Origin of the sequence: Rhodospira trueperi, assembly GCF_900101965.1 — a bacterium.
GTDB classification, from domain to species: Bacteria; Pseudomonadota; Alphaproteobacteria; order Rhodospirillales; family Rhodospirillaceae; genus Rhodospira; species Rhodospira trueperi.
Genome location: NZ_FNAP01000031.1, coordinates 1 through 12,199 on the forward strand (window position 1 = coordinate 1; position 12,199 = coordinate 12,199).

Consider the following 12,199-nt stretch of genomic DNA (forward strand, 5'->3'; position numbering starts at 1 on the left):
CCGTGAAGGATCGTCGCGTTTCAGTCGTCATCGTTTCACCTCTCCGCTCCCAGGGGAGCTTAACGGAGGTGTCCACCGTTTTGGAGCAGGATCACCTTGCGGACAGTCTCAGATGAACAGGTTCCCGCCGTGTCCGCACTGACACAGATTAGCCTGTGGTAGAAAGCCGCCACGGCCCTCTTTGGACGCCGCGCGGAGGGAAGGCGGGCCGCCGGACCGGATTGACAATGTCCACGCAAGGCCTGTCGGGTCCTTGACCCCACCAGCCGGCTTACAGACGACGGCTTCATCGGGCGGCCGCAGATCGCCAGCACCGTCGCCATCCGCGGCATTCGGGGCCGGTTCCTGGCGACGGCATCGGGTCCACAATCCGCTTGCCCTTGGCGCTGGCGCCGATGGGTGTGGTCAGGCCCTTGAGTCCAAACGAAATGGGTGAGCCGCCTCGGGTGCCGATCAACACCGTTGAAATTACTGCGCGACTCCCGCAGAGCTGGTCGCGCCACAGACGTCAGCGCCCCCATTCAGGGCTTCGCGCAGACTATCACCGATCCGCCCGACCAAGCGTTGGCTTGCTGCGGCCAGGGCAGCCACGGCGGCGCCCGGGTCCGGCCCGGCAAGCGGTTGTGTGCCGGCCCAACGGCAGATGTGAACCGCGCCATCGGTCAGGGAACGAAGCGTCCACGACCCCGCCACCACGGCGGACTGGCCGGGGATGGCGTCGAACCGCTCGACGCGCAGGGCCAGCCGGTAGCGGGGCAGCGCCGTGGCGTCCTCCGGCACCGGCGCGTCATAGGTATCCGCCGCCCGCACCGACCGCCACAGCGCGTCTGCCACCAACTGCTTCAGGTCGTCGGCAACGGGCGCCAGCCAGCGGTCCGTTTGTAGAACGGTAATCCGGCCGCCCGGGTCCTTCAGCACGATGTTTTCGCGGGTCACGCCCTCGGGTACGCCGACGGGCAGGATCTGCACCAGCACCCGGGCCGCGTCCGACCCAGTCGTGGCGGCGTCGCCGCCAGGATGCGCCAGGGTATGATAGCGCACCGGCGGCGAGGTCGCGCAGCCGGCCAGCAAGAGCAGGCAAAAGACGGATCGGACCATGTGCGAACGAGCGGACGAGGTCATGGCGTGAAGCCTTCTCGATGTCGCGGGTTCTTCATCCTACCTGTCGTCGGGCCGCCCCGTCAGCAACGCTTCGGGATTCCGTTCCAGGGCATCGGTCAGGGTCCTGATCGAGCGGGCGGCCTCCGCCACGGCACGCAGGGCCTGACGGGCGTCCTGCTGCAAGGGCGCATCACCGGCCATGCTGTCGTCGACGACCCGCAGGGTTCGGCTCAGATTGCGGCTCGCCCGGGCCAGTTCGGGCAGGGTCGCCGTGTCCAGCGTTTCCGCCAGGGTCTCCAGCCGCTTGAGGGCGGACGTCAGCCCCGTCATGACGAGACGGACATCCGGCATGGTCTCGCTGTCCACCCGCTCAAACACCGTATCCAGCCGCCCAATGGCGGACTCAAGCGCCGCCATCACGTCGCCAACGTCCTCCGCCAGGGTATCGAACGGAATCCGGGACAGTTTGCGAACGATGGTCTGCACCTGCTGTTGCAGTTCCTGCAGGTCGCTGGGAACGGTCGGAAGCTCTGGTGGTGCGCTGTCCGGGTCGAAGCGGGCGGGCTCTGCGTCGGGAAAGAAGTCCAGCGCCACATAAAGCCGGCCCGTCAGCAGATTGCCCGATCGAAGCTGCGCGCGCAGGCCTCGTTTGATCAGGTCGGCCAGAACGGCCAGGCGCTGCTGGGGGGTCGCATCCTTCGATAAGGACTCGATGGCGCCGCCCAGGCGCCCGGGGAAGGTGTCCGCCACGACCCGCGAGGTGAACTCGCCGCTGTCCGCGTCATAAGCGGCGTTCATCGACCGGACCCGCCCGACCTCCACGCCACGGAAATCAACCGCCGCGCCGACCGACAAACCCCGGATGCTCTGGCGGAAGTTCAGGACCAATGTCTGCGCATCGCGCTCCGGGACCTGCATGGCCTCGGCGCGATCCGATGCCAGCACGAACCAATGTCCGTCCTCGGCAGGGTCCGACAGGCTGTCGCCGGGCGGCGCCTCGAACGCCACCCCACCCAGGAGAATGCTGGCAATGGACTGGGTCCGCAGCGTCACGCCCGACGCATCCACCCGCAGGTCAAGGCCGCTGGCATGCCAGAACCGGGTCTCTGTCGTGACGAAGCGGTCGTAAGGCGCTTTCACGAAGACTCCGAGCGAAAGGCGCCGCCGGTCCGGAAGCAGGGTGAACCGCTCCACCTGCCCGACCTGGATGCCGCGAAAGTACACCGGCGAGCCGATGTCCAGCGACCCGAGGTCGTCCGCCAACAGGGCGAAGCGCTGGCCCGGGGCGTCCGAGGCCACGACGGGCGGTTCCTCCTCGCCGACGAAGTCGGTGACGCGCATCTCTCCGCCCCCCGGGTCGACGGCGATATAGGGCCCGGACAGCAGGGTTCCGACGCCGGAGACGCCCGACCCAGCGAAGCGGGGCCGCACCACCCAGAATCGGCTCCCCTCGACCGCGAAGGACTCGGCCATCTTGAGCAGGTCAATGGTGGAAACCACCCGCGTTCGGTCCCGGGTCAACGCGACGTCGGTCACGCTGCCGATGTCCACGTCCCTGAACTTGACCTTGGTCTTGCCGGCCTCGATCCCCTCGGCCGAGGCAAAGGACACCGTGACGGTCGGGCCACGCCGAGACAGTTGGTTCGCCACCAGCGCCAGACCGATCAGGGCCGCGATCAGGGGGATTCCCCACACCAACGACGGCCGCCAGCGCCGGGGCTGAACGATGTCCGGTTCGGACGGGCTGGCCGAGGGCGACAGGTCGTCAGGCATGATCTGGTCGTCCGTGCTTGTCCCACAACAGGCGGGGGTCGAAACTGCTTGTGGCCAGCATGCTGAGCACGACCACGGCGCCAAAGGCGGCTGCGCCCGGCCCGGCCTCGACCATGGCCAGGGACTGGAACTGGACCATGCCGGCCATCAGCGCGATGACGAACACATCAAGCATGGACCAGCGGCCGACCCGCTCGATCACCTTGTACAGACGGCCCAGACGATGCGCGTCGGCCCCGGTGGACCGGCGCGCCCCATAGGCCAGATAGGCCAGCGCGCTCATCTTGGTGGTGGGAATGATCACGCTGACGGTGAAGATGAGAACCGCCAGTTCAGGCGAGCCCGAGGTCCAGAAATAGGCCACGCCGCCGATGATGGTGTTCCGGGTGGTGCCGAACAGAGTCGTCGTGTGCATGGCCGGCAACAGGTTGGCCGGAATGTACAGAATGGCCGCCGCCACCAGGAAAGCCCAGGTGCGCGTCAGGCTGTCGGCCTTGCGGGAATGGACGGCGGCGCCGCAGCAGGGGCACCACACGGGGGCGGTGCCGGCCCCGGTGGCATCACACACCGCGCGGCAGACCAGGCACCCGCGCAGGCCCGCGTCCCGGGCATTCATGGGGCCACCGCCCGGCGGCAGCCCGGCCGCCACAGGGCGCGAAGATCATAGGACAGGATGACCGCCAGCAGAACGGTCAGGGCCATGAAAGCCCACAGCGCCACCCCCGGCACCACGTCCGCCATATTGGACAGCTTGATGAGGGAAACCACCACGCCCAGCATCAATACCTCGATCATTCCCCAAGGCCGCATGGTCTGAAGCGCGCGCAGCAGCGGCGCGAAAAAGGCGGGACGCCATCCCGTCTCGACCGCCAACAGAAGCAAAAACATGGACAGCAGGTCGAACAGCGGAAACAGCCAGGCGGTGAAGAATACCATGACGGCGGCCACTTGCTGGCCCTCCGCCCACAGGGTGGCCACGCTGCCGAGAAGGGTCGCCTCGTTGATCATGCCTTGCGACCGCAGCACCAGGATTGGAAAGGTGTTGGCCAGGACAAAGGCAATCAGCGCCGCCGTTACGATGGCCAGCATCTGTTCCGGCCGGCGCCGCTGCATGCGGTACAGGGTCGTACCACAGCGGGCACAGCGGGCCCGTTCCCCCCGCCGCAAGGGACGGCGGACGTGCAGTTCGTCGCACTCGGGACACGCGGCGAGCCCGGCCTGGTCCACACTGCTCATCCTCAACCTCTTGCCAGGCCCTACCCCATCAATACAAATGATGACGATATGCCCGCCTGCCAAGCCGCGCTGATCCCGAAGCCCGGTTCGCGGCGTTGGGCGCTGCCATTCGTGGGTTGGGGCACGGTGTCCACTTTTTCGGGGCAAGGTCATCGCGGACGTCCTCCAGTCCGACCGAGATCCGCACCAGACCGGGCGTAATACCCTGGGCGGCGCCGGCCAGCCGACAAAAAAGTTCGTTCTTTTGTCGGCTGGCATCAGGCCTTATCGGTGCCCAGGGCCTCGAACCCCGCCGTCACGTCGAACAGTTCTTCGTCAATGCTGGACTTGCGTAGCCGATGGAAGTTGCCACTCAGCGTTTCCAGTAGATCGTCGATGCTTCTGTCGGCCCTTTGCATGGCGGCCAGGCGGCTTGCGTTCTCGCTGGCCAGCGATTCCGCGCAGGCGCGAAACAGCGAGACAAAAAGGTATTCGCGGATCAGCGCCTTTAGCGTTGGCATCGTTTCGCCCAAAACTTCGGGCAAGGCGGCTGTGGGCCAGGTCAGCGCCAGAACCTCTTGTTGCCAGCGCGCATCCAGCGGCAGCAGGCGTTGGGTGACAGGCGCATGGCGGCCTCCCGGGGCGGGGCGGTTGTAGTAAAGGTGAAGCTCGGTGATCGCGCCGCCCGCCCGACCGCCTTCGGCTTCGACTTCGACGAGGACCCGCCCGCCTAGCGGGGCAACAGCGCTGACCGAGTTCGGCACGGCAAACCGGCCTGCGGGCGGGAACCCGGCATCGCCGAGACGGTCATGCACACGCTCGCCCACAGCCCAGATGCGCGGGTTTGGGCCCATCCCGCGCAGTGCCGCGACGGCGAAATCGGCCACATCGTCGTTGAACCGCCCCACGAGCCCCTGATCCGAGCCGAAAACCACCACTCCGACAGGCGCCCGTCCTGTCGGGGTCGGGCCGGCGGCCATGGCCATGCCCGGGCCGAGATCGCGGAGGCATTTGCCAAGGCCAAGCCGGACGTTGTGATCGTAGTCACCGAGCACCCGTTCGGCCCGTTCATATTGGCCGATATTCGCGGCTGCCATCGCCTTCATTGTGCGGACAACGGCTTGCAGGTCTCCGGCACTGGAGATCTTGCGCCGCATGCTCTCGATCATGTTGCTCATTGAGCGTTCGCGGTCTTTGAAGGCGGTGTTGACGGGAGCTCGGCTTCGGTGGGTTGAAGGGCCGCGAGTGCCGCCCGACAGAGTTCGGTCATCACCGCGCGGTCTTCGTCGCTGAGGTCGTCGGTATCGAAGCGCCGGCAAACCGCATCGGGGATGGTTTGGGCGGCCCGCAGAACCGCCTTTTCGGCCTCGTCCATGGCGTCGAGAGGCACAGGGTCGAACAGCCCGGCCGTCAGCGACGTCAGGATCGCGATCTGCCCCGCAACCGGAACCGGAGCGAATTCCGGCTGCTTCAGGCAGGCCCGAATGCGGTCACCGTGGGCGATGGTCGCGCGGGTGTCGTCGTCCAGCCGGGCGCCAAAGCGCGAAAAGCTCTCCAATTCCTCAAACTGGGCATAGGCCAGTTTCAAATCGCCCGCCACCGCCCGATAGGCGGCGCGCTGCGCCTTGCCGCCCACCCGCGAGACCGATTTGCCGACATCCACCGCCGGCAGGACGCCCAGTTCGAACAACGTCGGCGAGAGGTAGATCTGTCCGTCGGTAATCGAAATCAGGTTGGTCGGGATATAGGCCGAAATGTCCTGCGCCTCGGTCTCGATGATCGGCAGGGCGCTCAGCGAGCCACCGCCGAGATCCTTGCCCAGGTGGGTCGAGCGTTCCAGCAGACGGGAATGAATGTAGAAGATATCACCCGGAAAGGCTTCGCGACCCGGGGGACGACGCAGCAGCAAGGACAATTCGCGGTAAGACCGGGCATGCTGGGTCAGGTCGTCATAGACAATCAGCACATCGCGGCCCGCCTCCATGAAATACTCGGCAATACTGGTTGCGGCATAAGGCGCGATATAGCTGAGACCAGGGGCGGCATTGCCTTCGGTCACCACGACCACGGTGTAATCCATCGCGCCATGCGCGCGCAGGGTCGCGACCGTCTTGGCGACGGCGGAGGCGCGCTGGCCGATGGCGCAATAGACGCACACGACGTCCTGGTCGCGCTGGTTCAGGATCGTACCGACCGCGATGGCGGTCTTGCCGGTCTGGCGGTCGCCCAGGATCAACTCGCGCTGGCCGCGCCCGATCGGGATCAGCGCGTCAATGACCTTAAGTCCCGATTGCAACGGCACGGAGACAGGCGCGCGATCAATGATGGCGGCGGCGGGGCGTTCGATGGGCAGGCGACGGTCCGCCGAAACCGGCCTGCCACCATCCAGCGGGCGGCCCAGAGGATCGATGACGCGACCCAAAAGCGCGTCGCCGACGACGATATCCATGACCCGGCCGGTGCGGGTGACCTCGTCGCCCGCGTTCAAATGGGCGTAGTCGCCCAGCAGGACCACGCCAATTTCGGTTTCGTCCACATTGAAGGCCAGTCCCGACAGGCCGGCGGGAAAGTGCAACAGTTCCTGCGAGCCCGCACCGGGCAGGCCGGAGACTTTGGCCACACCCGTCGAGACGCTGGTGATGGTGCCGATCTCACGGGGTCGCAACTCGGCGACGAACGCTTCGCGCGCGCTGGCCAGATCGCCAAACAGGCTGTCAAAGACGATCCGCAATGGCTCGGGCTGGGGTTTGGTCACGCGCTTACCTTTTCCTGCGTCCTGTCGGCATCGGCTGTCGGGCCGGCCTGCGAGGCATCGCGGGCCGAAAAGGTCTCGCCGACGCTGGCCTTGAGGGACGACAGATAGTCGGAAATGCTCCACGCCAGCTTTTGCCCGCCGGCGGTCAACTCGATACCGGCGATCAACCGGGGCGCGGTTTCGAACGTCAATTCGGCATCGGTTGAAAACGTGTCGTGCAGGGCGGACCGGATCGCCGCATGTTGCTCTGGGCTCAGGTCAAAGGCGCTGCGTACCGGGATCGGTTCAGAGGTCCCCCGAATGGCGGTGGACAAGGCAGAGTCGGGCTGATCGCCGGATGCCTGGATGCGGTGGACGAACGTATCGCAAATGCGGTCCTCAAGACGCACATCCGCCAGATCGTTCAACGTTTTGCGGGCAACGGCGAAAACCTCGTCCCGGGCCCGGTCGGTGATCGACGTGGCGAGGGCTTGGGCTTCGGTCTGAAGCGCCTTGGCGCGCTGGGCTGCCAGGGCATCGGCGGCGCTATGCGCTTCGGCCATCAGGCGCTGGCGCTCGGCGGTTGCGTCGTCCGTCGCTTGTTGCAACAGGCCGGCGCGCGCCTGTTCAAAATCGGCGCTCATCTTCTGGAAGGTGTCGCGCGCCGTCTCTGCATCCGCCTTTATCGCATCGGCATCGGCGCGCTCTTTCCTGATCCGCGCCTCGCGGGTGTCGATGGCGGTCATGATCGGCTTGTAGAGAAACCGCTTGAGCAGCCAGACCAGGATCAGAAAGTTGAGCGCCTGCGCACCGACAGTGAACCAATCGATCAGCATCGCTCAATGTCCTGCGGCGGCGGCGGCGGCGACGGCGCTGTTCCAGAACGGATTGGCGAAGATCAGGATCATCGACACGACGAAGCAATAGATCGCGACGGATTCGATCATGGCCAGGCCGACAAACAGGGTGCGGGTGATGGTGGCCGCCGCATCCGGTTGCTGGGCCACGGAGGTCAAGGCCGTCGCGACCGCGCGTCCTTCGCCCAGGGCGGGGCCGACGCTGCCGATCGCGATGGTCAGACCGGCCGTGATGATCGAAGCGATGGCGATGTAGGTCGCGCTATCCATGGCGATGGTCCTCAATGGGGGTCAAGTCTCGCCGGCGGGCCGTGCGGGCGAAGGCTTTTGGGTGAGGGTGGCCGAGGCAATGTAGACGGTTGCCAGGATGCTGAAGATGTAGGCCTGAACCATGCCGGTCAGCAGGCCAAGTGCGCTCATCAAAACGGGAAACACGAAGGGAGAGATCGTCAGCAATATGGCCAGGATCATGGTCCCGCTCATCATGTTGCCGAACAGGCGGACGGCCAGCGCGAGGGTTCGCGACAGGTCGCTGATGATGTTGAAGGGAAGCATGATCACGGTCGGCTCCAGATAGGATCGGAGGTAGGCGCCAACGCCCCGCTCGGTCATGCCGTAGATGGGCACGGCGACAAAGACGCTCAGCGCCAGCGCCGCGGTGGTCGAAAGCGAGCCGGTGGGCGGTTCGAACCCGGGAATGATGGTGCTCAGTGTCGACATGGCGACGAACAGAAACAGCGTGCCGATAAAGCCGATGTAGGTCCGTGGGTGTTTCAGGCCGACTTCGCGGATCTGGTCCTGAATGCCGGTGACGATGATTTCCAGCAGGTTTTGCCAGCGCGAGCGCGTCATGTCGCGCGACAGCCGCCGCGTGATGAGGATCGAGGCCATCACCAGAACAGCCATCAACACCCATGTGAACACGATGGTGGCGTTGAGTTTCACGAACCCGCTCTGCCAGAAGATGATCTCGTCAGGGCTGAGACGCATGGCCCGCCCCCTCGGCTATGGCGGCCGGGTTCGCCCGCGTCAGGCGGTCCACCACAAGGCGCGCGACAATAAAGCCGGCCACACAGGCCAGCCAGCGCCGCCAATCGGACCCGCCGGCCAGATAGAACCCGTAGACCGTGACGGTCATGCGCAGCATGAAGCCGCCCAGAAACCACAACGCCGGCTGGGCACAGGCAAGACCACGGCGCACCGTCCACCACAGGCTCGCGAAAAACGCCACGCCGAGCAGCACGCCGACCATGAAGACAAGGGCGAGAGTCTGCACATCAGGCATCGTCGTCTCCGCGCTGGTCGTGAATGTCCCTGTCCTGCCGAGCAACCCAGGTCCAGGCCGAGAAGCACCCGATTGTCAGCCCGGCCATCAGCAAGGCCAGCGTCCACCGATGGGCACCCTGGCCGCTGTCGAGCCAGACCCCAAGCGCCGCACCCAACAGGGTCGGCACCGCGACCGACCATCCGATCAGCCCCATCATGCCCAACCCGAACCAGATCCCGGGCGATCCGTCGCGCCGGGCCTTCGCCTTTCGGGCGGCCTTGCGACCGATCATCCCGGCAAAACGGTCATCGTCATTGGCGGGTTTCGGCACGCTGTCGGTCATGACTGCATCTGCATGAAACGCCGCGCAAATCCGGTTTCCAGTTTGGCCATCACGGTGCGAACCTGGTGTTCGGTCTGGTCCAGCGCGAGGAATTCTTGGTCCACCGTCGTGCGCAAACTGGCGAGGTCGCGGCCTTGCAGGGCGCGGCGCACGGTGACCACGACCTCGCGACCGACCTTGGTCAGCGTGCCGACATCGACCGCCGCGAAACCCTCGCCATCGGCGGGGGTCTGCCAGGTCAGAATGCCCGGCGCCAGCGCCGCGACGCAGTCAAGGCGGTTGGGCAAGAGGCCGAAAGAACCGTCGTGCGTTTCCGCCACGATGCGGGTTACGCCGGTGACCTCGGCAAAGATCTCGAACGGAAGCAGGATCCTAAGGTGCATGTGCGGCCTCCCGGCCAGTCGCCTCCGGGTCTTTTGCCCGTGGCACCGCCTTGGCCTCGGCAATCGAACCGATCATGTACAGGGCGCTTTCTGCCACGGTTTCGAAATCATCGCGCAAGATGGCCTCGCAGCCGTCCAGCGCATCCGCGAGGCTGACGAGCTTTCCCTTGAGGCCGGTGAACGCTTCGGTGGTGAAGAAGGGCTGGGTCAGGAACCTCTCAAGCCGACGCGCGCGCCCAACCACCTTGCGGTCGTCGGGCGACAACTGCTCCAGCCCCAACATCGCGATGATGTCTTTCAGGTCGGCATATTGCGCCAGGGTCCGGCGGATTTCCTGGGCCAGCGCATAATGTCGCGCCCCCACGATGCCCGGTGTCGCCATCTTGGAGATGGATTGCAGCGGATCGATTGCGGGATAGAGCCCCTCGCTCGCGCGTTTGCGCGACAGCACGATTGATGCGGACAGGTGCGAAAAGGTATGTACCGCCGCCGGATCGGTGAAATCGTCGGCGGGCACATAGACGGCCTGGATCGAGGTGATGGCTCCGGCATCGGTGTTGGCGATCCGCTCTTCCAGCCCCGACAGTTCGGTGCCCATGGTCGGCTGATAGCCAAGCCGCGAGGGGATCTGACCCAAGAGCCCCGAAACCTCCATCCCGGCCTGAATGAATCGGAAGATGTTGTCGATCAGCAAGAGCACGTCGCGGTGCTGGTCGTCCCGGAAATACTCGGCCATTGTCAGGGCGGCATGGCCGACCCGAAACCGCGCGCCGGGCGGTTCGTTCATCTGGCCGAACATCATCAGCATGGAGTCGAGCACACCGGCGGCCTTCATGTCGTGATGCAGCTCGCCCCCCTCACGGCAGCGCTCGCCAATGCCGCAAAAGATGCTGACGCCTTCATGCTGGCCGACCATGTTGTGGATCATCTCGGTCAGAAGCACGGTCTTGCCCACGCCGGCACCGCCGAACAGGCCGGCCTTGCCGCCCCGCTCCAGAGGCATCAGCACGTCGATCACCTTGATCCCGGTCTCGAACACTTCCGAGGTGGTGGCGCGCTGCGCAAGAGACGGTGGGGCGCGGTGAACCGAGCGCCATTCGACATCGGTCAGGGGCGGGCCGCCATCGATCGTGTTGCCGAACACATCGAACATGCGCGACAGGATCGATTTGCCCACCGGCGCCTTCAGGGGCCCGCCGGTATCCTCCACCGCCAGGCCCCGCGTCAGCCCTTGCGTTGGGGTCAGGGCGATGCCGCGCACATGGTGCGCATCGCGCTGGGCCAGAACCTCGATCACGATCCGGGGCTCGGCTCCGGTGCGAAGGATCGAATAGATCGGCGGCAACGGCCCATCAAAGCGCACGTCCACGACGCTGCCGCGGATCGCGGTCACAACGCCTGCCGGTCGGGGGGCAAGCGGCTGTGTCATGTCGCCAACGTATCAGGAGGCGCGACCCGCGCCTTGAAGGCGTCCGGATGCCGGGTCCTGAACGCGCCCCTCACCCTATTGCGCGCCGGGGCGCGGCAGAGCCAGACCGCCCCTCGGCTGCGGCGCTCCCATTTTTTCGGCCCTTCCGGCGACACCTGAGGCTTCGGGTCCCAACGACGAGGAGGCAAGGTGTCACCGGCAGGCATTGGCTGGTCCCTTTGTGCGAAAAAGCCCCGAAAAACGCCTCTAAAAAAACTTGGTCTGCTGAAAAAGCGGCAAGACCTGACGGATCGGCCGCGCCCACACATTCGACAATGAGCGTTGCCAAAAGTGGCTCATAACACGCCCCTCAGCGAGCCTTGAGCCCAGCGTGGCCCACCACGGCGATATGGCGGACCGCAGCGGCCTGTCGGGCTGCAAAGTTTCGCCGCCCACTCAAAAGCGCGCGTGGCTCCGACGCAGTCTCACAACGGCCGCCGACGGCAAGCCCGCTTGCGCAATGGAAGGCGCCACCATGCACCCATGACAGCACCGCTCCAGGTCGATTGATGCTTCAAAGCTACCGGACTTGAGATTCAACCGGACTGATAGAGGTTAGGAAAATCCAGAAAAATCGTCGTCGGGCCTGGCCGGTGGACCTCGTTGGGCGTCCTGTATGTGGATTCGGCGCCTGGGCCAGCCCCACCCCTTTCAAAGACAACCAAGCGGCCGACCACGCCGATGGGCGTCGGCCACGGTGCCGATGCACACCCTATGCGCTGCAACGCGGGGGATGTGGGATTGAAATTCAGCAGGGCACCTCAATTGGCCTGAATTAAACGTGGCAAAAGAACTGAGCTTTGTTTCCAAGCATTTTTCCATATTTATCACACCAAAAAAATCACTTTTTGTTCTAAAAAGCCTAACGTCTTACGCAAATCCTAACATAAACCCGGATCCGTCACCGTGTTTCGGGCAAACCTGGATTCCGTGAGCGATAACAGGGGGCTATCGCGGATTTTGGTAACCGGGGCAGAAGTGCGGGCGGTCAGGCTTGGCAGCGCGCTGTGACGAGTTCGGCGAGGTTCGGCACGGGGGAGGCGACAGGGGCGCCGAGG

The 12,199-nt window shown here is 65.3% G+C and carries 13 protein-coding genes; all 13 read right to left on the reverse strand.

The window, feature by feature from the left end:
- Window positions 1-468: 468 nt before the first annotated feature.
- The 13 genes from BLS85_RS18085 to atpD all read right to left on the reverse strand — a co-directional run bounded on the left by BLS85_RS18085 (window position 469) and on the right by atpD (window position 11,102).
- Window positions 469-1,122: a PqiC family protein gene (locus BLS85_RS18085; RefSeq protein WP_092621431.1), complete on the reverse strand. Its 654-nt coding sequence runs from the start codon at window positions 1,120-1,122 to the stop codon at window positions 469-471.
- 36 nt (window positions 1,123-1,158) lie between these two features.
- Complete coding sequence (locus tag BLS85_RS18090) at window positions 1,159-2,874, reverse strand: PqiB family protein (RefSeq protein ID WP_092788137.1); 1,716 nt, start codon at window positions 2,872-2,874, stop codon at window positions 1,159-1,161.
- Complete coding sequence (locus BLS85_RS18095) at window positions 2,867-3,490, reverse strand: paraquat-inducible protein A (protein WP_092788146.1); 624 nt, start codon at window positions 3,488-3,490, stop codon at window positions 2,867-2,869. The genes BLS85_RS18090 and BLS85_RS18095 overlap by 8 nt, the downstream gene beginning before the upstream one ends.
- Window positions 3,487-4,110, reverse strand: coding sequence for a paraquat-inducible protein A (locus BLS85_RS18100; protein WP_092788138.1), 624 nt, complete (start codon window positions 4,108-4,110; stop codon window positions 3,487-3,489). Before BLS85_RS18100 ends, BLS85_RS18095 begins: the two co-directional genes overlap by 4 nt.
- A 257-nt stretch (window positions 4,111-4,367) precedes the next feature.
- The gene (locus tag BLS85_RS18105) at window positions 4,368-5,267 is read right to left on the reverse strand and encodes a F0F1 ATP synthase subunit gamma (RefSeq protein ID WP_092788139.1); all 900 of its coding nucleotides are present in this window, start codon (window positions 5,265-5,267) and stop codon (window positions 4,368-4,370) included.
- Window positions 5,264-6,844: an alternate F1F0 ATPase, F1 subunit alpha gene (locus tag BLS85_RS18110; protein WP_092788140.1), complete on the reverse strand. Its 1,581-nt coding sequence runs from the start codon at window positions 6,842-6,844 to the stop codon at window positions 5,264-5,266. Before BLS85_RS18110 ends, BLS85_RS18105 begins: the two co-directional genes overlap by 4 nt.
- Window positions 6,841-7,659: a F0F1 ATP synthase subunit delta gene (locus BLS85_RS18115; RefSeq protein ID WP_092788141.1), complete on the reverse strand. Its 819-nt coding sequence runs from the start codon at window positions 7,657-7,659 to the stop codon at window positions 6,841-6,843. The genes BLS85_RS18110 and BLS85_RS18115 overlap by 4 nt, the downstream gene beginning before the upstream one ends.
- A 3-nt stretch (window positions 7,660-7,662) precedes the next feature.
- Window positions 7,663-7,950, reverse strand: a complete 288-nt coding sequence (locus BLS85_RS18120) for a F0F1 ATP synthase subunit C (protein WP_092788142.1) — start codon at window positions 7,948-7,950, stop codon at window positions 7,663-7,665.
- 21 nt (window positions 7,951-7,971) lie between these two features.
- The gene (locus tag BLS85_RS18125) at window positions 7,972-8,670 is read right to left on the reverse strand and encodes a F0F1 ATP synthase subunit A (protein WP_092621450.1); all 699 of its coding nucleotides are present in this window, start codon (window positions 8,668-8,670) and stop codon (window positions 7,972-7,974) included.
- Window positions 8,654-8,965, reverse strand: a complete 312-nt coding sequence (locus BLS85_RS18130) for an ATP synthase subunit I (protein WP_092788143.1) — start codon at window positions 8,963-8,965, stop codon at window positions 8,654-8,656. Before BLS85_RS18130 ends, BLS85_RS18125 begins: the two co-directional genes overlap by 17 nt.
- A complete protein-coding gene (locus tag BLS85_RS18135) occupies window positions 8,958-9,290 on the reverse strand; it encodes an AtpZ/AtpI family protein (RefSeq protein ID WP_092621454.1) in 333 nt (110 codons plus the stop codon). Before BLS85_RS18135 ends, BLS85_RS18130 begins: the two co-directional genes overlap by 8 nt.
- Complete coding sequence (locus BLS85_RS18140) at window positions 9,287-9,673, reverse strand: F0F1 ATP synthase subunit epsilon (protein WP_092788144.1); 387 nt, start codon at window positions 9,671-9,673, stop codon at window positions 9,287-9,289. Before BLS85_RS18140 ends, BLS85_RS18135 begins: the two co-directional genes overlap by 4 nt.
- Window positions 9,663-11,102, reverse strand: coding sequence for a F0F1 ATP synthase subunit beta (gene atpD, locus BLS85_RS18145; RefSeq protein ID WP_092788145.1), 1,440 nt, complete (start codon window positions 11,100-11,102; stop codon window positions 9,663-9,665). Before atpD ends, BLS85_RS18140 begins: the two co-directional genes overlap by 11 nt.
- Between the last annotated feature and the right edge of the window lie 1,097 nt (window positions 11,103-12,199).

What these genes read in the sequence shown, in the direction of transcription:
- BLS85_RS18085 (WP_092621431.1), bottom strand. Translation starts at nt 1,122, where the DNA reads ATGACCTCGTCCGCTCGTTCGCACATGGTCCGATCCGTCTTTTGCCTG.
- BLS85_RS18090 (WP_092788137.1), bottom strand. Translation starts at nt 2,874, where the DNA reads ATGCCTGACGACCTGTCGCCCTCGGCCAGCCCGTCCGAACCGGACATC.
- BLS85_RS18095 (WP_092788146.1), bottom strand. Translation starts at nt 3,490, where the DNA reads ATGAATGCCCGGGACGCGGGCCTGCGCGGGTGCCTGGTCTGCCGCGCG.
- BLS85_RS18100 (WP_092788138.1), bottom strand. Translation starts at nt 4,110, where the DNA reads ATGAGCAGTGTGGACCAGGCCGGGCTCGCCGCGTGTCCCGAGTGCGAC.
- BLS85_RS18105 (WP_092788139.1), bottom strand. Translation starts at nt 5,267, where the DNA reads ATGAGCAACATGATCGAGAGCATGCGGCGCAAGATCTCCAGTGCCGGA.
- BLS85_RS18115 (WP_092788141.1), bottom strand. Translation starts at nt 7,659, where the DNA reads ATGCTGATCGATTGGTTCACTGTCGGTGCGCAGGCGCTCAACTTTCTG.
- BLS85_RS18120 (WP_092788142.1), bottom strand. Translation starts at nt 7,950, where the DNA reads ATGGATAGCGCGACCTACATCGCCATCGCTTCGATCATCACGGCCGGT.
- BLS85_RS18125 (WP_092621450.1), bottom strand. Translation starts at nt 8,670, where the DNA reads ATGCGTCTCAGCCCTGACGAGATCATCTTCTGGCAGAGCGGGTTCGTG.
- BLS85_RS18130 (WP_092788143.1), bottom strand. Translation starts at nt 8,965, where the DNA reads ATGCCTGATGTGCAGACTCTCGCCCTTGTCTTCATGGTCGGCGTGCTG.
- BLS85_RS18135 (WP_092621454.1), bottom strand. Translation starts at nt 9,290, where the DNA reads ATGACCGACAGCGTGCCGAAACCCGCCAATGACGATGACCGTTTTGCC.
- BLS85_RS18140 (WP_092788144.1), bottom strand. Translation starts at nt 9,673, where the DNA reads ATGCACCTTAGGATCCTGCTTCCGTTCGAGATCTTTGCCGAGGTCACC.
- atpD (WP_092788145.1), bottom strand. Translation starts at nt 11,102, where the DNA reads ATGACACAGCCGCTTGCCCCCCGACCGGCAGGCGTTGTGACCGCGATC.